Below are 18,970 nucleotides of genomic sequence, written 5' to 3'. Positions count from 1 at the left end.
CACCGCCCGCAAGTAGGGTGTGAGACATGGCAGACCCCTCCAGCTACCGCCCCAAGCCGGGACAGATCCCCGACTCCCCGGGGGTCTACAAGTTCCGTGACGAGCACCGCCGGGTGATCTACGTCGGCAAGGCGAAGAACCTGCGCCAGCGCCTGGCCAACTACTTCCAGGACCTGGCCGGTCTGCACCCGCGTACCCGGACGATGGTCACCACGGCCGCCTCCGTGGAATGGACCGTGGTCTCCACCGAGGTCGAGGCGCTCCAGCTGGAGTACTCCTGGATCAAGGAGTTCGACCCCCGGTTCAACGTCAAGTACCGCGACGACAAGAGCTATCCCTACCTCGCGGTCACGCTCAACGAGGAGTTCCCCCGCGTCCAGGTCATGCGCGGCGCCAAGAAGAAGGGCGTGCGCTACTTCGGTCCGTACGGGCACGCCTGGGCCATTCGCGAGACCGTCGACCTGATGCTGCGGGTCTTCCCCGTGCGCACCTGCTCCGCCGGTGTCTTCAAGAACGCCGAGCGGACCGGACGCCCCTGTCTCCTCGGCTACATCGGCAAGTGCTCCGCTCCGTGCGTCGGGCGCGTCACCCCCGAGGAGCACCGGGATCTGGCCGAGGACTTCTGCGACTTCATGGCAGGCCGCACAGGGACGTACATCCGCCGCCTCGAGAAGGACATGATGCAGGCGGCCGAGGAGATGGAGTACGAGCGTGCGGCCCGGCTGCGCGACGACGCCGAGGCGCTGAAGAGAGCCATGGAGAAGAGCGCCGTCGTCCTCGCCGACGCCACCGACGCCGACCTGATCGCAGTAGCCGAGGACGAGCTCGAAGCGGCGGTCCAGATCTTCCACGTCCGCGGCGGGCGGGTCCGGGGCCAGCGCGGCTGGGTCACCGACAAGGTCGAGGCCGTCGACACGGCCGGCCTGGTCGAGCACGCGCTCCAGCAGCTCTACGGGGAGGAGTCGGGCGACTCCGTCCCCAAGGAGGTGCTGGTCCCGGCGCTCCCCGAGGACCCCGACGCGGTCTCCGAGTGGCTCGCGCGCCGCAGGGGGTCCCAGGTCAGTCTGCGCATCCCGCAGCGGGGCGACAAGAAGGACCTGATGGGCACGGTCCAGCGCAACGCCCAGCAGGCGCTGGGGCTGCACAAGACCAAGCGCGCCTCCGACCTCACGACGCGCTCGCGTGCCCTGGAGGAGATCGCCGAGGCGCTCGGCCTCGGGACCGCTCCGCTGCGCGTCGAGTGCTTCGACATCTCGCACCTCCAGGGCGACGACGTGGTCGCGTCGATGGTGGTCTTCGAGGACGGCCTCGCACGCAAGAGCGAATACCGCCGCTTCCAGATCAAGGGCTTCGAGGGCCAGGACGACGTCCGGTCGATGCACGAGGTCATCGGCCGCCGCTTCAGGCGCTACCTCCACGAGAAGGAGCGGACGGGGGAGTGGGAGGAGACCCCGGCGCCCACCGGCCCCGTCCCCGCACCCGCGGAGCTCGCGCCCGGCGGTCCCGCGCCCGGTCAGCCGGCGTCCGGTGATCCGGTGTCCGGCGCGGTCGCGCCCGAAGCGCAGGACCCCGCCCTCGTGCGCGAGGAGCCCCGCGAGGACGACGGCCGCCCCAAGCGCTTCGCCTACCCGCCCCAGCTCGTCGTCGTCGACGGAGGCCGGCCCCAGGTGGCCGCCGCCAAGCGCGCGCTGGACGAGCTGGGCATCGACGACATCGCCGTCTGCGGTCTCGCCAAGCGCCTCGAAGAGGTCTGGCTGCCCGACGACGACGATCCGGTGGTCCTGCCCCGCTCCAGCGAGGGGCTCTATCTCCTCCAGCGCATCCGGGACGAGGCCCACCGCTTCGCCATCACCTACCAGCGGGCCAAGCGGGCCAAGCGCATCCGCAGCAGCCCCCTGGACGACGTCCCGGGCCTCGGCGAGACCCGCAAGCAGGCGCTGATCAAGCACTTCGGCTCCGTCAAGAAGCTGCGGCAGGCGACAATCGACGAGATCTGCGGGGTGCCGGGGATAGGGCGCAGGACCGCGGAATCGGTGGCCGCAGCCTTCGCCGCGGCCGCCCCGGCGGCACCCGCCGTGAACACCGCGACCGGAGAGATCATTGAAGAGGACGACGGGGGCAGCAGGACATGACCGACCACGCGCATGAACAGCAGAACGAACGCGGCCGAGCAGACGGAGCAGCACACATGAGTACGGGAAGCACCACGGAGAAGGCCGAGGCCACCACGCCCGCCATCCCCGAGCTGGTGATCATCTCCGGCATGTCGGGCGCCGGGCGCAGCACCGCCGCCAAGTGTCTGGAGGACCTCGGCTGGTTCGTCGTCGACAACCTGCCGCCCGCGCTGATCCCCACGATGGTGGAGCTCGGCGCCCGGTCCCAGGGCAACGTCGCCCGCATCGCCGTCGTCGTCGACGTACGGGGCCGCCGCTTCTTCGACAACCTCCGGGAGTCGCTCGCGGACCTGGAGGCCAAGCACGTCACCCGGCGGATCGTCTTCCTGGAGTCCTCCGACGACGCGCTCGTACGCCGTTTCGAATCGGTCCGTCGTCCGCACCCGCTCCAGGGCGACGGCCGCATCGTAGACGGCATCGCCGCCGAGCGTGACCTGCTGCGTGAGCTGCGCGGCGACGCCGACCTCGTCATCGACACGTCCAGCCTCAACGTGCACGAGCTGCGGGCCAAGATGGACGCGCAGTTCGCCGGCGACGAGGAGCCGGAGCTGCGGGCGACCGTCATGTCGTTCGGCTACAAGTACGGGCTGCCGGTCGACGCCGACCTCGTCGTCGACTGCCGCTTCCTGCCGAATCCGCACTGGGTCCCGGAGCTCCGCCCCTTCACCGGGCTCAACGAGGAGGTGTCCGACTACGTCTTCGACCAGCCGGGCGCCAAGGAATTCCTCAACCAGTACACCGAGCTGCTCCAGCTCATCGCCGCCGGTTACCGCCGCGAGGGCAAGCGTTACGTGACCATCGCCGTCGGGTGCACGGGCGGCAAGCACCGCTCCGTCGCGATGTCGGAGAAGCTGGCCGCCCGGCTGGCCACCGAAGGGATCGAGACCGTCCTCGTCCACCGGGACATGGGGCGCGAGTGACCAGTCGCAACCCGCGTCAGCGCAGGCTGAGCAGGGCCACGGCCGCGCTCTCCGGCCGTAAGCGCGGCGCACAGCCCAAGGTCGTCGCCCTCGGCGGCGGCATGGGCCTCTCGGCCTCGCTCACGGCCCTGCGCCGGATCACCGGCGACCTCACGGCCGTCGTGACCGTCGCCGACGACGGCGGTTCCAGCGGCCGGCTCCGCGAGGAGCTCGGCGTCCTCCCGCCGGGCGACCTGCGCAAGGCGCTCGCCGCGCTCTGCGGGGACGACGAGTGGGGCCAGACCTGGGCCCGGGTCATCCAGCACCGCTTCGAGTCCAAGGGCGACCTGCACGAGCACGCGGTGGGCAATCTGCTCATCGTCGCCCTCTGGGAGCAGCTGGGCGACCATGTCCAGGCCCTCGACCTGGTCGGCAAGCTGCTCGGAGCGCACGGCAGGGTGCTGCCGATGTCCGCCGTCCCCCTGGAGCTCCAGGCCCTCGTGCGGGGGCACGACCCGCGGCGCCCCGACGAGACGGTCACCGTACGCGGACAGGCGACGGTGGCGCTGACCCCGGGGGAGGTGCAGTCGGTCCACGTCGTGCCGGCCGATCCGCCCGCGGTTCCCGAGGCGGTCGCCGCCGTTCTCGACGCCGATTGGGTGGTTCTGGGCCCAGGGTCCTGGTTTTCCTCCGTGATTCCGCATCTGCTGGTCCCGGAGCTGCTCGACGCACTGGTGACCACGAAGGCCCGTAAGGTCCTCTCGCTGAACCTCGCACCACAGCCCGGTGAAACAGAAGGGTTCTCACCGCAGCGTCATTTGGAGGTTTTGGGACGACACGCCCCTAAACTCGCCATGGACGTGGTGCTGGCCGACGAGGCCGCCGTGCCCGACCGCGAGTCCCTCGCCGACGCCGCACAGCGGCTCGGAGCCGCGGTCGAGCTGGCCCCCGTGGCCTCACCCGACGGCGTTCCGATTCATGATCCGGAGCTGTTGGCCGCCGCGTACGACCGTATTTTTCGGATGCATGGAAGGATCGGCCCATGGCGATGACGCCAGCGGTGAAGGACGAAATCTCTCGGCTTCCCGTGACCCGGACCTGCTGCAGAAAGGCAGAGGTCTCGGCGATTCTCCGGTTCGCGGGCGGGCTGCACCTGGTGAGCAGCCGGATCGTGATCGAGGCCGAGCTGGACACGGGGAGCGCGGCCCGCCGGCTGAAGCGGGACATCCTGGAGATCTTCGGGCACAGCTCGGAGCTGATCGTGATGGCCCCCGGCGGACTGCGGCGCGGCTCGCGCTTCGTCGTACGCGTGGTGGCGGGCGGCGACCAGCTGGCCCGCCAGACCGGCCTGGTGGACGGCCGCGGCCGTCCCATCCGGGGCCTCCCCCCGCAGGTGGTCTCGGGGGCCACCTGCGACGCGGAGGCCGCCTGGCGGGGAGCCTTCCTGGCCCACGGTTCGCTCACCGAGCCGGGCCGCTCCTCCTCGCTGGAGGTGACCTGCCCCGGCCCGGAGGCCGCTCTGGCCCTGGTGGGCGCGGCCCGCAGGCTCTCCATCGCCGCCAAGGCGCGCGAGGTGCGGGGGGTGGACCGTGTCGTCGTCCGTGACGGGGACGCGATCGGCGCGCTGCTGACCCGCCTGGGAGCCCATGACGCCGTGCTCGCCTGGGAGGAGCGCCGGATGCGGCGCGAGGTCCGCGCCACGGCCAACCGGCTCGCCAACTTCGACGACGCCAATCTCCGCCGCTCCGCCCGTGCCGCGGTCGCCGCGGGCGCCCGTGTGGGGCGCGCGCTGGAGATCCTGGGCGAGGAGGTACCGGAGCACCTCGCGGCAGCCGGACGGCTGCGCATGGAGCACAAGCAGGCCTCGCTGGAGGAGCTGGGAGCGCTCGCCGACCCGCCGCTGACCAAGGACGCGGTCGCGGGCCGGATCAGGCGTCTGCTGGCCATGGCCGACAAGCGGGCCCAGGACCTCGGCATCCCCGGCACGGAATCGACCCTCAGCGAGGAGCTGGCCGACGGCCTCGTGGGCTGACAGCCGCAGCAGGGCCCCGGCTGCGCCCTCGGGCGCGGCCGGGGCCCTGCCGCCTTCCGGCGGCAGGAAGCCCTGATCGGGGCCCGGCCGGCCATATTTCCCCTGGCCGGGGCGGGAGTCTCCGGTATGGGACGGGCGCAGAGCTCTTTTTCTCTCATGTCTTTCCGAGCGCCGCCCTGCACGATTGAGCGAATGAACTCATCGGTTCCGCCGTCCACTTCCCCCGGAAGTGAGCAGTCGGCCGACGATTTTCATCGATTGAGTACCGCTCCGCACAATTGAGCGTGGGGCTTGCGGGATCGCCCCGGTGTTTGGCGGAAAATGATCCGCGGAAAACCATTGCCCACAGCCCTGGCGGACGGAACCGCGGCGACCGAGCCGACATCAGTGACTCCCGGTGACAAGAGGGTGCCGGCCGCCTCGCGCCGCAAGAGCCCAGGCCACGCCGGGTGTTGACGCTTGGTGACCGGGTGGCGCGGCGGCCTGCTCCGCTGCTTCCACCGACCGGAATCCCTTACTCCTACTCGGGAGTAAGGGGATCCCTTTTCGCACCACCGCTCTCGATGTCACTCCGGAGCCTTCGGAGAGGTAGGGTCGGAGGCGGTCGGGGACATCCCTATAAAACTCGCCGGCATCGAAACCGGCGTTCCTAACGAGGAGATCGGTTCGTGACGATCCGCGTAGGCATCAACGGCTTTGGCCGCATCGGTCGTAACTACTTCCGCGCGCTGCTGGAGCAGGGTGCGGACATCGAGATCGTGGCTGTCAACGACCTGGGTGACACTGCGACCACGGCTCACCTGCTGAAGTACGACACCATCCTGGGTCGTCTCAAGGCAGAGGTCAGCCACACCGCCGACACCATCACCGTCGACGGTCACACCATCAAGGTGCTCTCCGAGCGCAACCCGGCCGACATCCCCTGGGGTCAGCTGGGCGTCGACATCGTCATCGAGTCGACCGGCATCTTCACCAAGAAGGCCGACGCCGAGAAGCACATCGCCGGTGGCGCCAAGAAGGTCCTCATCTCGGCTCCGGCCAAGGACGAGGACATCACCATCGTGATGGGCGTCAACCAGGACAAGTACGACGCGGCCAACCACCACGTCATCTCCAACGCCTCCTGCACCACCAACTGTGTGGCGCCGATGGCCAAGGTTCTCGACGAGAACTTCGGCATCGTCAAGGGCCTGATGACGACGGTCCACGCGTACACGAACGACCAGCGCATCCTGGACTTCCCGCACTCGGACCTGCGTCGCGCCCGCGCCGCCGCCGAGAACATCATCCCGACCACGACGGGCGCCGCCAAGGCGACCGCCCTGGTCCTCCCGCAGCTCAAGGGCAAGCTCGACGGCATCGCGATGCGCGTCCCGGTCCCGACCGGTTCCGCCACCGACCTCGTCGTGACCCTTCAGCGCGAGGTCACCAAGGACGAGGTCAACGCCGCGTTCAAGAAGGCGTCCGACGACGGCGACCTCAAGGGCTTCCTGACCTACACCGAGGACCCGATCGTGTCCTCGGACATCGTCGGTGACCCGTCGTCCTGCACCTTCGACTCCTCCCTGACCATGGTCCAGGAGGGCAACTCGGTGAAGATCCTCGGCTGGTACGACAACGAGTGGGGTTACTCCAACCGCCTCGTCGACCTGACCGTCTTCGTCGGCGGCCAGCTCTGATCCTAGGATCGACAGGCATCCAGGTGTGATGTGAGGGGCTCGGACGGCGCGACGCGGCGCCGTCCGAGCCCCCTCGCATGCTCATCCGTCCTTCCAAGGAGTATGGGAACAGAGATGAAGACGATCGACGAACTTCTCGACGAAGGGGTCGCGGGCAAGCGGGTATTCGTCCGCGCCGACCTCAACGTGCCGCTGGACGGCACCACGATCACCGACGACGGCCGCATCCGCGCCGTCCAGCCGACGATCGCCCGGCTCGCCGCAGCCGGCGCGCGGGTCGTCGTCGCCTCGCACCTGGGCCGCCCCAAGGGCGCACCGGACCCGGCCTTCTCGCTCGCCCCCGCCGCCGCGCGCCTGGGCGAGCTGCTCGGTGCCGAGGTCGCCTTCGCGACCGACACCGTCGGCGAGTCCGCCCGCTCCACGGTCGCCGCTCTCACCGACGGCCAGGTCGCCGGCATCGAGAACCTCCGCTTCAACGCCGGCGAGACGTCGAAGGACGACGCCGAGCGCGGTGCCTTCGCCGATCAGCTCGCCGGGCTCGCCGACGTGTACGTGGGCGACGGCTTCGGCGCCGTCCACCGCAAGCACGCGTCGGTCTTCGACCTCCCGGCCCGGCTGCCGCACGCGGCCGGAAGCCTGATCGCCACCGAGGTCGGTGTACTGAAGAAGCTCACCGAGGACGTCACGCGCCCCTACGCCGTGGTCCTCGGCGGCTCGAAGGTCTCCGACAAGCTCGGGGTCATCGACCACCTGCTGGAGAAGGCCGACCGCATCCTCATCGGCGGCGGGATGGCCTACACCTTCCTCAAGGCCAAGGGGTACGAGGTCGGCAGCTCCCTCCTCCAGGAGGACCAGATCCCGGCGGTGCTCGAATACCTCCAGCGCGCCGAGAAGAAGGGTGTGGAGTTCGTGCTCCCCGTCGACGTCGTCGTCTCGGAGCAGTTCCCCGACCTCAAGACCAAGACCCCGGGCAACCCGACCACCGTCGCCGCCGACGCCATTCCCGCCGGCGCGATGGGGCTGGACAACGGCCCGGAGACCAACAAGCTGTACACCTCGAAGCTCGCCGACGCGGCCACCGTCTTCTGGAACGGCCCGATGGGCGTCTTCGAGCACCCCGACTTCGCCGAGGGCACCAAGGCGGTCGCCCAGGCCCTCGTCGACTCCGAGGCCTTCACCGTCGTCGGCGGCGGCGACTCCGCGGCCGCCGTCCGCATCCTGGGCTTCGACGAGAACGCATTCGGCCACATCTCGACCGGTGGCGGCGCCAGCCTCGAATACCTCGAGGGCAAGACGCTTCCCGGCCTCGCCGCACTGGAGGACTGACCTTTCATGACTACCCGCACCCCGCTCATGGCGGGCAACTGGAAGATGAACCTCAACCACCTCGAGGCCATCGCCCACGTCCAGAAGCTCGCTTTCGCCCTGGCCGACAAGGACTACGACGCGGTCGAGGTCGCCGTCCTGCCGCCCTTCACCGACCTGCGCTCCGTGCAGACGCTGGTCGACGGCGACAAGCTGAAGATCAAGTACGGCGCCCAGGACATCTCGGCCCAGGACTCCGGCGCGTACACCGGTGAGATCTCCGGCCCGATGCTCGCCAAGCTGAAGTGCACGTACGTGGCCGTCGGCCACAGCGAGCGCCGCCAGTACCACGGCGAGAACGACGAGATCTGCAACGCCAAGGTGAAGGCCGCGTACAAGCACGGCCTGACCCCGATCCTCTGCGTCGGCGAGGGCCTGGACATCCGCAAGGCGGGTGACCAGGTGTCCTACACGCTGGCGCAGCTCGACGGCGGCCTGAAGGACATCCCGGCCGAGCAGGCCGAGTCCATCGTGATCGCCTACGAACCGGTCTGGGCCATCGGCACCGGCGAGGTCGCCACCCCCGAGGACGCCCAGGAGGTCTGCGGTGCGATCCGCGGCCGTCTCGCGGAGCTGTACTCGCAGGAGCTGGCCGACGCGGTCCGTATCCAGTACGGCGGCTCGGTGAAGTCCGGCAACGTGGCGGCCATCATGGCGCAGCCCGATGTCGACGGTGCCCTCATCGGCGGCGCCGCCCTCGACGCCGACGAGTTCGTCAAGATCGTCCGCTTCCGCGACCAGTGAGTATGCGGTAGCGCGGATCCGTCGTACCCTTGCGGGGGCCGAGGGGGGTCTACCCCCGGGCCCCCGCTGTTCGTACATGCAGTCCTAGGAATTCCGGAAAGTAGGGACCAGCCGTGGTTTTGGCGTTCGAGATCGCCCTGATCGTCTTCAGCCTGCTGCTGATGCTGCTGGTGCTGATGCACAAGGGGAAGGGCGGCGGCCTTTCCGACATGTTCGGTGGCGGAATGCAGTCCTCCGTCGGTGGCTCCTCGGTCGCGGAGCGGAACCTCGACCGCATCACCGTCGTGGTCGGTCTGGCCTGGTTCGCGTGCATTGTCGTCCTTGCTCTGCTCATCAAGCTGGACAGCTGACCCGTCGTCCGCGATTCCTTGTGAGGGTGTAACTCCTTTCACTGGACGCGCGTTGGGCCTTACGTAGACTGGGGCATCTTCGAGCACCATCACGCAGGGAGTTACGACCGTGGCAAGTGGCAACGCGATCCGGGGAAGCCGGGTCGGAGCGGGGCCGATGGGGGAGGCCGAGCGCGGCGAGTCCGCGCCACGCGCCCGCATCTCCTTCTGGTGCTCGAACGGGCACGAGACGCAGCCGAGCTTCGCCCATGACGCGCAGGTACCGGAGACCTGGGACTGCCCGCGCTGCGGCTTCCCGGCCGGACAGGACCGGGACAGCCCGCCGGCTCCGCCGCGCACCGAGCCGTACAAGACGCACCTGGCGTACGTGCGTGAGCGGCGCAGCGACGCGGACGGCGAGGCGATCCTCGCCGAAGCCCTCGCGAAACTCCGCGGCGAGATCTAGGGCCTCGCGTTCGCGTCAGGCCGGGCTCGCGGGACCTGACGCAAACGGAAGACCCTCACTTTTCACCGGCCGGTCACCCTCTGGGTGCCCGGCCGGAATCGGTATGCCGCCCACCAGCTCGCCGGTGCCCCGTCGGACCCTCCAGATCAATTAGGTTGGAGGGGCAGCGGGGAAGGTTGCAGGTACGAGAGAAGTGGGCGATTTCCGGGATGAACGCACAAAGCCGAACCAAGCTCAACCAGATGCCCGAGTGGACGGCTCTCGGCAAGCACCGTGAGCAGCTCGGGGGGACGCATCTGCGGCAGTTGTTCGCGGACGCGCCGGACCGGGGGAAGCAGTACACCCTCAGGGTCGGCGACCTCCACATCGACTACTCCAAGCACCTGGTCACCGACGAGACGCTGCGGCTGCTGCGCGAGCTCGCCGCCGCCACGGACGTGGCCGGGCTGCGGGACGCCATGTTCCGCGGCGACAGGATCAACACGACGGAGGACCGCGCCGTCCTGCACACCGCGCTCCGCGCGCCGCGTGGCGCCGTGGTCGAGGTCGACGGCGAGAACGTGGTGCCGGCCGTGCACGCCGTCCTCGACAAAATGGCCGACTTCTCCGACCGGATCCGGTCGGGCGGGTGGACCGGCCACACCGGCAAGCCGATCAAGAACATCGTCAACATCGGTATCGGCGGCTCCGACCTCGGTCCCGCCATGGCGTACGAGGTGCTGCGCTCCTTCACGGACCGCTCGCTCACCGTCCGTTTCGTGTCGAACGTCGACGGCGCCGACCTCCACGAGGCGGTACAGGGCCTCGACCCGGCCGAGACCCTCTTCATCGTCGCGTCCAAGACCTTCACGACGATCGAGACCATCACCAACGCCACCTCCGCCCGCGACTGGCTGCTCACCGAGCTGAGGGCCGGTCAGGACGCCGTCGCCAAGCACTTCGTGGCGCTGTCGACCAACGCCGAGAAGGTCGCGGACTTCGGCATCGACACGGCCAACATGTTCGAGTTCTGGGACTGGGTCGGAGGCCGGTACTCCTACGACTCGGCGATCGGCCTGTCGCTGATGATCGCCATCGGGCCGGACCGGTTCCGCGAGATGCTCGACGGCTTCCACCTCGTCGACGAGCACTTCCGCACCGCCCCCGCCGAGGAGAACGCCCCGCTGCTGCTGGGCCTGCTGGGCATCTGGTACGGCCAGTTCTTCGACGCGCAGTCGCACGCGGTGCTGCCCTACAGCCACTATCTGTCCAAGTTCACCGCGTACTTGCAGCAGCTGGACATGGAGTCCAACGGCAAGTCCGTGGACCGGGACGGCGATCCGGTGGAGTGGGAGACCGGCCCGGTCGTCTGGGGCACCCCCGGCACCAACGGGCAGCACGCCTACTACCAGCTGATCCACCAGGGCACCAAGATCATCCCGGCCGACTTCATCGGCTTCGCCGCACCGGTCCAGGACCTGCTGCCCGGGCTGATCGCCCAGCACGACCTGCTGATGGCCAACTTCTTCGCCCAGACCCAGGCGCTCGCCTTCGGCAAGACGCCCGAGGAGGTCCGCGCCGAGGGCGTGCCCGAGGAGCTCGTGCCGCACAAGACGTTCCGCGGCAACCACCCGACGACCACGATCCTCGCGGACCGGCTCACCCCGTCGGTGCTCGGCCAGCTGATCGCGCTGTACGAGCACAAGGTCTTCGTCCAGGGCGCCGTCTGGAACATCGACTCCTTCGACCAGTGGGGCGTCGAGCTCGGCAAGGTCCTCGCCAAGAAGATCGAGCCGGTCCTCACCGAGGGCACCGGCGGCGAGCAGCTGGACAGCTCCACCGCCGCGCTCGTCTCGACGTACCGCGCGCTGCGGGGCCGCTGAGCGATGACCACGGGGGAGGGGACGATACGGCTCAGGCCGCCGCGCAACGCGCCCGACCGCCGGGCCGTCGGCTGGTGGCGGGCCCAGTGGCTGCTGCTGACCGCGGCCCCGGTCGCGGTCCTCGGCATCCTGGGCGCGCTCATCGGGCCCGCCAGATCCTGGCTGCTGACGCCCGCCGCCGTGCTCGGCGCCGTCGGCCTGCTGTGCGCCGTCCTCTTCCCCCTCTGGTGGTTCCGTACCCACCGCTGGGAGGTCACCGACGAGGCGGTCTACGTGAGCACCGGGGCCTTCCTGCGGGAGTGGCGGATCGCGCCGATGTCCCGCATCCAGACCGTGGACACCGTGCGGGGCCCGCTGGAACAGCTCTTCGGGCTGGCGACGGTCACCGTCACCACCGCGTCCGCCAAGGGCGCCGTACAGATCGAGGGCCTGACGCACGAGGCCGCGGCCGAGCTCGCCGAGCGGCTGACCCGGATCACGCAGGAGACCCCCGGGGACGCCACATGAGCACGGCCGCTGACAGCGGCCCCGGCTGGCGGCGGCTCCATCGACGGACGGTCCTGGTCACCGCGCTGGTCACGGCGGGGGTCGCGGCGGGCGCGGCCGTGCCGGTCACGGTCGCGCTGTCAGGCCGTCTCGGATACGCGGAGGCCATCGGCTGGGTCCTGGCGGGCGCCGCCCTGCTGATCGGCTGCGCGACCGCCGGTGACTACGTGCGGTGGCGGCGCACCCGCTACCGGGTCGGCGCCGAGCGCGTCGAACTGCACACCGGGCTACTCCTGGTGAAGCGCCGCTCGCTGGCCCGTGAGCGGATCCGCAGCGTCGACCTCACCGCCCATCCGCTGCTGCGGATCCTGGGGCTGGTCTCGGTCCGCATCGGCACCGGTGAGAACACCGGCGGCGACTCCACGCTGGAGCTCGACCCCGTCACGCGCGCCGAGGGTGAACGGCTGCGCAGAGAGCTCCTCGACCGCGCCGCGTCCGGGTCCTCCGGAACGCGCCGCGACGGGGAACTGGCCACGCTCGACCTCCGCTGGGTCCGCTACGCACCCGTCTCCTTCGTCGCGCCCATGCTCGGCGGCGCGGCCGCCGGCGGTGTGATGCAGGTCAGTGACTGGGCCGGGGCGCAGGCCGAGGTGATCCACTGGGTCGCCGACCGCTTCAGGGACACCCCGCTGGTCTGGGCGATCGTCACCCTGGTCGTGGCGGTCCTGGCCGCCGGTGTGATCGGAGCGCTCGGGCTGTGGATCGAGATGTGGTGGAACTACCGCCTGGAGCGCGAACCGGGAGGCACCCTGCGGGTGCGGCGGGGGCTGCTGACCGCGCGTTCCCTGTCCGTCGAGGAGCGGCGGCTGCGCGGGGTGGACCTGGTGGAGCCACTGGGCGTACGGCTGGCGGGCGCCGCCAGGGTGGACGCGATCACGACGGGTCTGGCCAAGAACGAGGAGGCGCGGAGCGCCGACCACAACACCCTCCTGCCGGCCGTGCCCCGCACGCTGGCCGACACCGTCGCCGCCGAGGTGCTGCGCGAGCCGGTCTCCCCGACGGGCGCCCCGCTGACCGGCCACCCCCTCGCCGCCAGGAGCCGCCGGCTCCGCCGTGCCCTGTCCGTCGCCCTGGCACCCGTGCTGGTCCAGGTGGTCCTGGGTGTCCTGCTGACACCCGTGCTCCTCTGGACCGCACTCGCCTGCGCGGTGGTGTCCCTGCCCGTCGCCGTGCTGCTTGCCCTCGACGCCTACCGCTCGCTGGGGCACACGCTCACCGGCGGGTACCTGGTGACCCGGTCCGGTTCGGTCCGGCGTTCCACCGCGGCTCTGCAACGGGCCGGTGTGATCGGCTGGACGGTGAAGCAGTCCTGGTTCCAGCGCCGGGCCGGGCTGCTGAGCGTCACCGCCACGACTGCCGCCGGAGGCGGCGCCTACACGGCGCACGACACCGACGCCACCGAAGGTCTCGGCTTCGCCGCCGACGCCGTGCCGGGGCTGCTGGAGCCCTTCCTGGACCGCGACTGAGCCGAGGGGACGCGGCGGCGCGTCGGGGTCACCCGTCGAGCAGTGCGGTGGCGTCGAAGGCCGGAACGCCGGCCGGCGGAGGAGCGTCCTGGGGCGTCGGGGCGGGGTGCCCGGCGGCCAGTACGTACAGCGGGGTGTGGCCGGTGTTGTCCAGGCCGCAGCGGTCGGCGACCGCGGAGTCCCTGAAGGCACCGGTCTGGGCGGGGCCGAGGCCGAGGGCCGTCGCGGTCAGGGCGAAGGTCTGCCCCAGGTGTCCGGCGTCGAGCAGACAGACCCGGTAGGCGCGGGGCGTCGGGTACTTCACGCTCATCCGCTCCAGACGCGCGGCGAGAACGACGAGGAAGGCGGGGCGCGCGGCCCACGACTGGTCGGCGCAGAGACGGGCGGCCTCCGCGGGCGTGAGGCCCTCGGAGAGCAGTTCCAGCGCGTGCTGCAAGCCGTTGTAGTGGTACCAGCCCGGGGACAGGCCGCTGACGCCCAGGACGCCGACGTACGCGTCGAGCTCCTGCCGGGAGCCGCCCTGCGGGCTGGTCCGCCGGTACAGGGCGCCCCGTCCGCAGTCGATGAAGTCGACCGGGCCGAAGACCACGGCCAGCAAGGTGGCCAGGGTCTCCAGCGACACCGGTGCGCCGGTGAAGTCGCGGTGGGTACGGCGGTCGTACAGGACCTGCTCGAACGGAGCCCGGAGCCCGGCCGGCCTGCGGGGCAGCAGGAGCCGGGGAGCCCGCGGATGCCCCGTGAACAGGGGAGGCGGCGACTCCCGCGCGGGCTCCGCGGCGGCGGGTTCCCGCGCCTCGCCGGAGGGGGCCACGGCCTGCGGGGAGTCGTACACGTCCTGGGTGGCGTAGTGGAAGAACGACGCCTCGGGCATCCACGCGCCCCACTGCCCGGCGATCCGCTCGTCGAGCCGCGCGGCCGCGCTGCCGTGGGCCAGCAGGGCTCCGCTCCGCGCCAGTGCCTCGACGGCGTCCTCGACGGTGTCCGGGGTCAGGTGGTCCAGGAGTCCGGCGGCCTCGTCGGGAGTGCTCCAGTCGTCGAAGGCCGCCAGGATCTCCGCGGCGGCCGGGTGCAGCGCCGTGGGCGTGCCGTGCGGATGAGGGTGGACGACGAAGGCGCCGTCGTGCCAGTAGCAGGTCAGGCAGCGGGAACGGCGTAGACGCACGGTGACTCCTGCGAGGGGGAAGTAGGGGAAGGGCCGGACATACGCGTGGGGCCGGGCAAGGGGGTACCCGGCCCCACGCGCGCGGTCACGCCTGGCGGTAGGCCCACGTCCAGTTCCAGGTGGAACCCTCGCCGGCCTTCGGGCGGTCGGCCCGGACAGCGATCCGGTGCTTCATCTCGATCCTGCGCATTCTTCTTCACCTCCTTCTTCCGTGCTTCGGGGGTTTCTTCTCTGCACGTCGCCGCGACGGCATATCCATGACGCAGCACAGAATCGTCATGCGCAAGACCTGATTTCCCGCATCACTCTTTCGTGGTGGAATCCATGGCCCTCGCTTTTCTTTCGAGTCGCATTCATGGGGAGCGTTATCACGCGCTGTCAACGTGTTTCGTATACGGGAGACGGGGTCCGCTGCGGATGATCGCTGCTGGTCAGGGCGTTGTGGAGCAGCTGCTTACCAATTTCTTTCAGCCTTTTTTCGGCGACCTGTCGATGCGGGCGAAGCTCTCCGGAAGGTGTCATAACGTGCGGACATCGGCACTCGACGAGCAGAAGAAGCGGCCAGGCGATGTGTTCATTCATTGCGGGCGGGGTGCCGGACCACTGAAATCGTGAAGGGGAAGCATGACCGTTTTTTCGTCCAGCGATATGGCCTCCGAAGTGTTCGGCCGACTTTTCGGCGTACTGCTGGAGGACGAGCAGTTCGTCGAGAAGGCGCGCAAGGAAGCTCTGTCGGTGCAGCTGGTGCACAGCAAGCCCGACTGCCGGATCTTCGTCTCGTCCGAGGGCGTCGTCCTCGGGGACGACGTGCCGTTCAAGGCCGCGATCACTCTCAAGATGTCCTGCGACACCGCGCACGCGCTGTGGATGGGCCGGCTGCTGGTGCCCGCCGCCATCGCCACCGGCAGGGTCCGGATCCGCGGTCGCATCGCCAAGGTGCTGGAGCTGGTGCCGATGCTCCAGCCCGCCTTCGACAGCTACCCCACGATCGCCGCGGAGTCGGGCGTCGGCACCTGACCCACCGCGCGCATCCCCCGACCGCCCCCACGACACCTGTGACCGAGGAGCCACGAAACCCATGACCATCGACGTACCGGCAGAACTCTCCCCAGAGCTCAACTTCGACGTGCTGCCCCCGGATGTGCGGCAACTCAAGGACGCAGCGCGGCGGTTCGCGCAGGAGACCGTGAAGCCCCTGGTCGGGCAGCTCGACCAGGCGCCGGCGGAGGACTTCGACTGGGACGTGGTGCGCCGCGGCCACGAGATCGGTCTGACCCGGGCCGCCGTCCCCACCGACTACGGCGGTCTCGGGCTCGGCATGCTGGGAGTCGCCACCGCCCTGGAGGAAGTGGCCGCCGTGTGCCCCGGCACCGCGCTCGTCTTCGGGGCCACCATGCTCGGCCAGGCGCCGCTCCTGCTCTCCGGCGACCCCCGTCTCCAGGCGCGCTACCTCCCGCTCTTCTCCGGTGACGAGCCGGTGCTCGCGTGCAACGCGGTGACGGAGGAGGACGCCGGGTGCGACCTGATCATCCCGGCCAACGCACAGCACGCACGCAACGTCATGACCGCGCGCCGGGACGGCGACGAGTACGTGCTCACCGGCAGGAAGCGGTTCATCACCAACGCCCGCTTCGCCGCGTTCGCCTCCGTCTTCGCGAACATGGAGGGCAGCCCCGGAGCGACCGGGCTCACCTCCTTCATCGTGCCCCTGAACCTCCCCGGGGTCGTGCGCGGCCCGGTCGCCGACAAGATGGGCTACCGCGCCTGCCTGGGAAGCGAGCTGGAGTTCCACGAGGTCCGGGTGCCCGCCGAGAACATGATCGGCGGCGAAGGCGAGGGCATGCCCATCAACATGGCCCAGAGCAACATGGCCCGCGCCGCCGTCGCCGGCATCTCCACCGGTGTGGCCCGCGGCGCCCTGGAACAGGCCGTCGCCTGGGCCGGGGAACGCGTCCAGGGCGGTGAACTCCTGCACCGGCACCAGTTCACCGCGGCGAAGCTGGCCGGCATGAGCGCCCAGGTGGACGCCGCCCGCCTGCTGTACCTGCACGCGGCGAACACCGTGGACACCCAACTGCCCCCGCCCGCCTACGAACCGGCCGTCGCCAAGCTCTTCGCCGACCGGGCCGCCATCGACGTGGCCGACGCCGCTCTCTCCCTCGTCGGCGCGCGAGGCTACCTGCGCTCGTACGGAGTGGAGAAGATGCTCCGCGACGCCTACGGCACCCGCGTGTACGAGGGCACCCCCGAGGTCCTGGCGCTCACGATCACCGAGAGCCTCTACGCCGAGGACGACGCCGAATGAACACCGCCTCCCCCCTCGCGGGCGGTGACGGGCCCGCCCGCACCGCCATCCCGACCTCCGCGGACCCGGCCGGCTCCCGCGCCCTGCGCTACGTCGCCGACATCATCGAACTCCACGAACGGCTCAGCTACCGGCAACTGCCGGCGGAGATCGCCGGAACACCGCTGTACCACGCGGAGGACGTGCACAGCGGGCTGATCACGCTCACCGCACGGGACAGCCAGATCCCCGCCCGGTACCTCAGAGGCATCCTCGGCTTCCGGCTGGCCCAGTACCTGCGGCTGAGCTGGATCTCGGCCGACCTCGTCTACCGGACGGCGGCGTACCACGAACCGCTGCCCCGGCCGGGCCAGATGGAGAGCATCCACACGGTCACCCTCTGCTCGCGCACCGGAAGGATCCGCGGCTACGTCGGGCTGAGCTGTTCGGCGGACCCCGTGAGCCTGCCCCTCGACTCGCCACGGCGCGCCCTGTTCCCGACCGAGGCCGCCCACGGCATCGACCTGCTGGGACAGTACGCGCGCCTGGGTCTGGGGACCCACCAGGTCTTCGAACTCAAGCGCTTCCTGCGCGACCAGTCGATGCCGCTCGGTATCCAGCACGACCGGGTGCCGTGGCACCTCATGCTCGGCATGGGCGAGGCGATGATCCAGCTCGACGACTCGATCCGCCTCGTGCTCGGCGACGCCAAGGAACACGTGGCCCTGCGCCACCTGCGGCTGGCCGGATTCGACCTCCACGTCGTCGAGGACACCTCCCCGAGCCTGCCCTCGTCGGACCCGCTGGCACCGATCTACCACCAGGGCGTCCTCGCCAAGCCCTTCGTCGCCCCGGTGCCCCGGGACCTGCCCTGGTACCGCGACGTCGTCCGCTCCTACATGGACGGCAGCAGCGATCTGACCTCGTATCACGAGATGGTCGCCCGGCTCGCCGGACGCAGGCAGGCGGTGGGCGGCTCCCTGATCCCCCGCCAGCGAGGAGGTGCCGTATGACCCCGGAGAGCTTGGGCCTGCCGTCGGCGGGCAGCGGGGAGTCGGGACCGCACAGCGTCTTCTACGAGGAGCTCGTCACCCGCAACGCGGGTGTCGTCTCCGCCGACGAGCAGCTGGCGCTGCGCAACGCCACGATCCTGGTGGCCGGCTGCGGGTCGATCGGAGGCGCCGCCGTGGAGCCGCTGACCCGGCTCGGGGCGCAGCGCTTCCTGGTGGCGGACCCCGGAACGTTCGAGCTGAACAACCTCAACCGCCAGAGCGCGGTCGCCGCCGACATCGAGCAGAACAAGGCCGCCGGAGCGGCGGAACGCATCATGTCGATCAACCCGCACGCCCGGGTGAGCGTATTCACCGAGGGGGTGACCGCGGCGACCGTGCAGCGGCTCACCGCGCCCTGTCAGATCATCATCGACGGGGTGGACGTCACCACCGCCGACGGATGGCACGCGAAGCACCTCCTGCACCGCGTGGCGGTCCAGCGGAAGCTCCCCCTCATCACCGGCTGGGACATGGCCGGAACCCAGTACGTGCGCTGCTACGACTACCGGCGCGTCCGGGAGCCCTTCGCCGGAGCCATCACCCTGGCCGACATCGAGCGCGTGGACACCTGGGAGCTCCTGCGCCGCGCGGTGCCGCTGCGCCGGGTGCCGGCCGAGATGCTGGCGGAGATCCGGGCGAACCATCTGCGTACGGACTACAGCTTTCCCCAAGTCGCGTACACCGCGACGGCGTTCGGGGTGCTGAGCTCCCACATGGCCGTACGCGTCCTCGCCGGGAAGCGGGTGCGTCAGGAGATCGGCCTGGACGTGCACCAGATGGCCCGGCCGCTCGGCGAGCGCTGGCTGAACCGCCTGCGATGGCCGGTCGAACTGGCGGCCCTCGTGCCGCCGATGCTCCGCCTCATGCGCCGGTCCGGCGCGCGCTGAACGCGACCGCGCACGTCTCACCG

General features: G+C 70.3%; 17 protein-coding genes. 16 read left to right on the top strand and 1 reads right to left on the bottom strand.

Features of this window, described 5'->3' with window-relative positions; translation table 11 throughout:
* Positions 1 to 26 precede the first annotated feature (26 nt).
* The 12 genes from uvrC (at position 27) to ACIP63_RS00910 (ending at position 13,562) form a co-directional block, all read left to right on the top strand.
* A complete protein-coding gene (uvrC, locus tag ACIP63_RS00965) occupies positions 27 to 2,132 on the top strand; it encodes an excinuclease ABC subunit UvrC (RefSeq protein WP_401510205.1) in 2,106 nt (701 codons plus the stop codon).
* Complete coding sequence (gene rapZ / locus ACIP63_RS00960; RefSeq protein ID WP_401510203.1) at positions 2,129 to 3,094, top strand: RNase adapter RapZ; 966 nt, start codon at positions 2,129 to 2,131, stop codon at positions 3,092 to 3,094. The genes uvrC and rapZ overlap by 4 nt, the downstream gene beginning before the upstream one ends.
* A complete protein-coding gene (gene yvcK, locus ACIP63_RS00955) occupies positions 3,091 to 4,125 on the top strand; it encodes a uridine diphosphate-N-acetylglucosamine-binding protein YvcK (RefSeq protein ID WP_401510201.1) in 1,035 nt (344 codons plus the stop codon). Before rapZ ends, yvcK begins: the two co-directional genes overlap by 4 nt.
* Positions 4,116 to 5,105 (top strand): DNA-binding protein WhiA, encoded by a 990-nt coding sequence (gene whiA, locus ACIP63_RS00950; RefSeq protein ID WP_401510199.1) that lies wholly within the window; start codon positions 4,116 to 4,118, stop codon positions 5,103 to 5,105. Before yvcK ends, whiA begins: the two co-directional genes overlap by 10 nt.
* Positions 5,106 to 5,773: 668 nt before the next feature.
* Positions 5,774 to 6,784 carry a type I glyceraldehyde-3-phosphate dehydrogenase gene (gene gap / locus ACIP63_RS00945; RefSeq protein WP_104789935.1) on the top strand — a complete coding sequence of 337 codons (1,011 nt, stop codon included), beginning with the start codon at positions 5,774 to 5,776 and terminating at the stop codon, positions 6,782 to 6,784.
* Between the two features lie 114 nt (positions 6,785 to 6,898).
* Positions 6,899 to 8,110 (top strand): phosphoglycerate kinase, encoded by a 1,212-nt coding sequence (locus tag ACIP63_RS00940; RefSeq protein ID WP_401510196.1) that lies wholly within the window; start codon positions 6,899 to 6,901, stop codon positions 8,108 to 8,110.
* 6 nt (positions 8,111 to 8,116) lie between these two features.
* Complete coding sequence (tpiA, locus tag ACIP63_RS00935) at positions 8,117 to 8,893, top strand: triose-phosphate isomerase (protein ID WP_401510195.1); 777 nt, start codon at positions 8,117 to 8,119, stop codon at positions 8,891 to 8,893.
* Between the two features lie 113 nt (positions 8,894 to 9,006).
* Positions 9,007 to 9,243 (top strand): preprotein translocase subunit SecG, encoded by a 237-nt coding sequence (secG, locus tag ACIP63_RS00930; protein ID WP_014156893.1) that lies wholly within the window; start codon positions 9,007 to 9,009, stop codon positions 9,241 to 9,243.
* Positions 9,244 to 9,352: 109 nt separating this feature from the next.
* Positions 9,353 to 9,688 carry an RNA polymerase-binding protein RbpA gene (locus ACIP63_RS00925; RefSeq protein WP_099176117.1) on the top strand — a complete coding sequence of 112 codons (336 nt, stop codon included), beginning with the start codon at positions 9,353 to 9,355 and terminating at the stop codon, positions 9,686 to 9,688.
* Positions 9,689 to 9,897: 209 nt separating this feature from the next.
* Positions 9,898 to 11,550: a glucose-6-phosphate isomerase gene (gene pgi / locus ACIP63_RS00920; protein WP_401510193.1), complete on the top strand. Its 1,653-nt coding sequence runs from the start codon at positions 9,898 to 9,900 to the stop codon at positions 11,548 to 11,550.
* Positions 11,551 to 11,553: 3 nt separating this feature from the next.
* Positions 11,554 to 12,057 carry a PH domain-containing protein gene (locus ACIP63_RS00915; protein ID WP_401510191.1) on the top strand — a complete coding sequence of 168 codons (504 nt, stop codon included), beginning with the start codon at positions 11,554 to 11,556 and terminating at the stop codon, positions 12,055 to 12,057.
* Positions 12,054 to 13,562, top strand: coding sequence for a PH domain-containing protein (locus ACIP63_RS00910; protein ID WP_401510189.1), 1,509 nt, complete (start codon positions 12,054 to 12,056; stop codon positions 13,560 to 13,562). The genes ACIP63_RS00915 and ACIP63_RS00910 overlap by 4 nt, the downstream gene beginning before the upstream one ends.
* Before the next feature lie 28 nt (positions 13,563 to 13,590).
* Here ACIP63_RS00910 and ACIP63_RS00905 read toward each other — a convergent pair whose 3' ends face one another.
* Positions 13,591 to 14,724 (bottom strand): SagB/ThcOx family dehydrogenase, encoded by a 1,134-nt coding sequence (locus tag ACIP63_RS00905; protein ID WP_401510187.1) that lies wholly within the window; start codon positions 14,722 to 14,724, stop codon positions 13,591 to 13,593.
* A 648-nt stretch (positions 14,725 to 15,372) separates the two neighbouring features.
* Between ACIP63_RS00905 and ACIP63_RS00900 the strand changes: the two genes are divergently transcribed.
* The 4 genes from ACIP63_RS00900 (at position 15,373) to ACIP63_RS00885 (ending at position 18,947) form a co-directional block, all read left to right on the top strand.
* Entirely contained in the window at positions 15,373 to 15,741 is a 369-nt protein-coding gene (locus tag ACIP63_RS00900; protein WP_401510185.1) for a hypothetical protein, read from the top strand.
* Positions 15,742 to 15,802: 61 nt separating this feature from the next.
* Positions 15,803 to 17,029, top strand: a complete 1,227-nt coding sequence (locus ACIP63_RS00895; RefSeq protein WP_401510184.1) for an acyl-CoA dehydrogenase family protein — start codon at positions 15,803 to 15,805, stop codon at positions 17,027 to 17,029.
* Positions 17,026 to 18,021 (top strand): hypothetical protein, encoded by a 996-nt coding sequence (locus ACIP63_RS00890; RefSeq protein WP_401510182.1) that lies wholly within the window; start codon positions 17,026 to 17,028, stop codon positions 18,019 to 18,021. The genes ACIP63_RS00895 and ACIP63_RS00890 overlap by 4 nt, the downstream gene beginning before the upstream one ends.
* A complete protein-coding gene (locus ACIP63_RS00885; protein WP_401510181.1) occupies positions 18,018 to 18,947 on the top strand; it encodes a ThiF family adenylyltransferase in 930 nt (309 codons plus the stop codon). The genes ACIP63_RS00890 and ACIP63_RS00885 overlap by 4 nt, the downstream gene beginning before the upstream one ends.
* The last annotated feature ends 23 nt before the right edge of the window (positions 18,948 to 18,970 follow it).

Source organism: Streptomyces sp. NPDC088746 (assembly GCF_044751065.1).
Classification (GTDB): Bacteria; Actinomycetota; Actinomycetes; order Streptomycetales; family Streptomycetaceae; genus Streptomyces.
Note: the sequence above shows the minus strand (reverse complement) of the source record. Positions and strands in the feature narration are given on the sequence as shown.

What these genes read in the sequence shown, in the direction of transcription:
- ACIP63_RS00885 (WP_401510181.1), top strand. Translation starts at nt 18,018, where the DNA reads ATGACCCCGGAGAGCTTGGGCCTGCCGTCGGCGGGCAGCGGGGAGTCG.
- ACIP63_RS00900 (WP_401510185.1), top strand. Translation starts at nt 15,373, where the DNA reads ATGGCCTCCGAAGTGTTCGGCCGACTTTTCGGCGTACTGCTGGAGGAC.
- ACIP63_RS00910 (WP_401510189.1), top strand. Translation starts at nt 12,054, where the DNA reads ATGAGCACGGCCGCTGACAGCGGCCCCGGCTGGCGGCGGCTCCATCGA.
- ACIP63_RS00890 (WP_401510182.1), top strand. Translation starts at nt 17,026, where the DNA reads ATGAACACCGCCTCCCCCCTCGCGGGCGGTGACGGGCCCGCCCGCACC.
- tpiA (WP_401510195.1), top strand. Translation starts at nt 8,117, where the DNA reads ATGACTACCCGCACCCCGCTCATGGCGGGCAACTGGAAGATGAACCTC.
- uvrC (WP_401510205.1), top strand. Translation starts at nt 27, where the DNA reads ATGGCAGACCCCTCCAGCTACCGCCCCAAGCCGGGACAGATCCCCGAC.
- ACIP63_RS00940 (WP_401510196.1), top strand. Translation starts at nt 6,899, where the DNA reads ATGAAGACGATCGACGAACTTCTCGACGAAGGGGTCGCGGGCAAGCGG.
- ACIP63_RS00895 (WP_401510184.1), top strand. Translation starts at nt 15,803, where the DNA reads ATGACCATCGACGTACCGGCAGAACTCTCCCCAGAGCTCAACTTCGAC.
- rapZ (WP_401510203.1), top strand. Translation starts at nt 2,129, where the DNA reads ATGACCGACCACGCGCATGAACAGCAGAACGAACGCGGCCGAGCAGAC.
- pgi (WP_401510193.1), top strand. Translation starts at nt 9,898, where the DNA reads ATGAACGCACAAAGCCGAACCAAGCTCAACCAGATGCCCGAGTGGACG.
- ACIP63_RS00915 (WP_401510191.1), top strand. Translation starts at nt 11,554, where the DNA reads ATGACCACGGGGGAGGGGACGATACGGCTCAGGCCGCCGCGCAACGCG.
- whiA (WP_401510199.1), top strand. Translation starts at nt 4,116, where the DNA reads ATGGCGATGACGCCAGCGGTGAAGGACGAAATCTCTCGGCTTCCCGTG.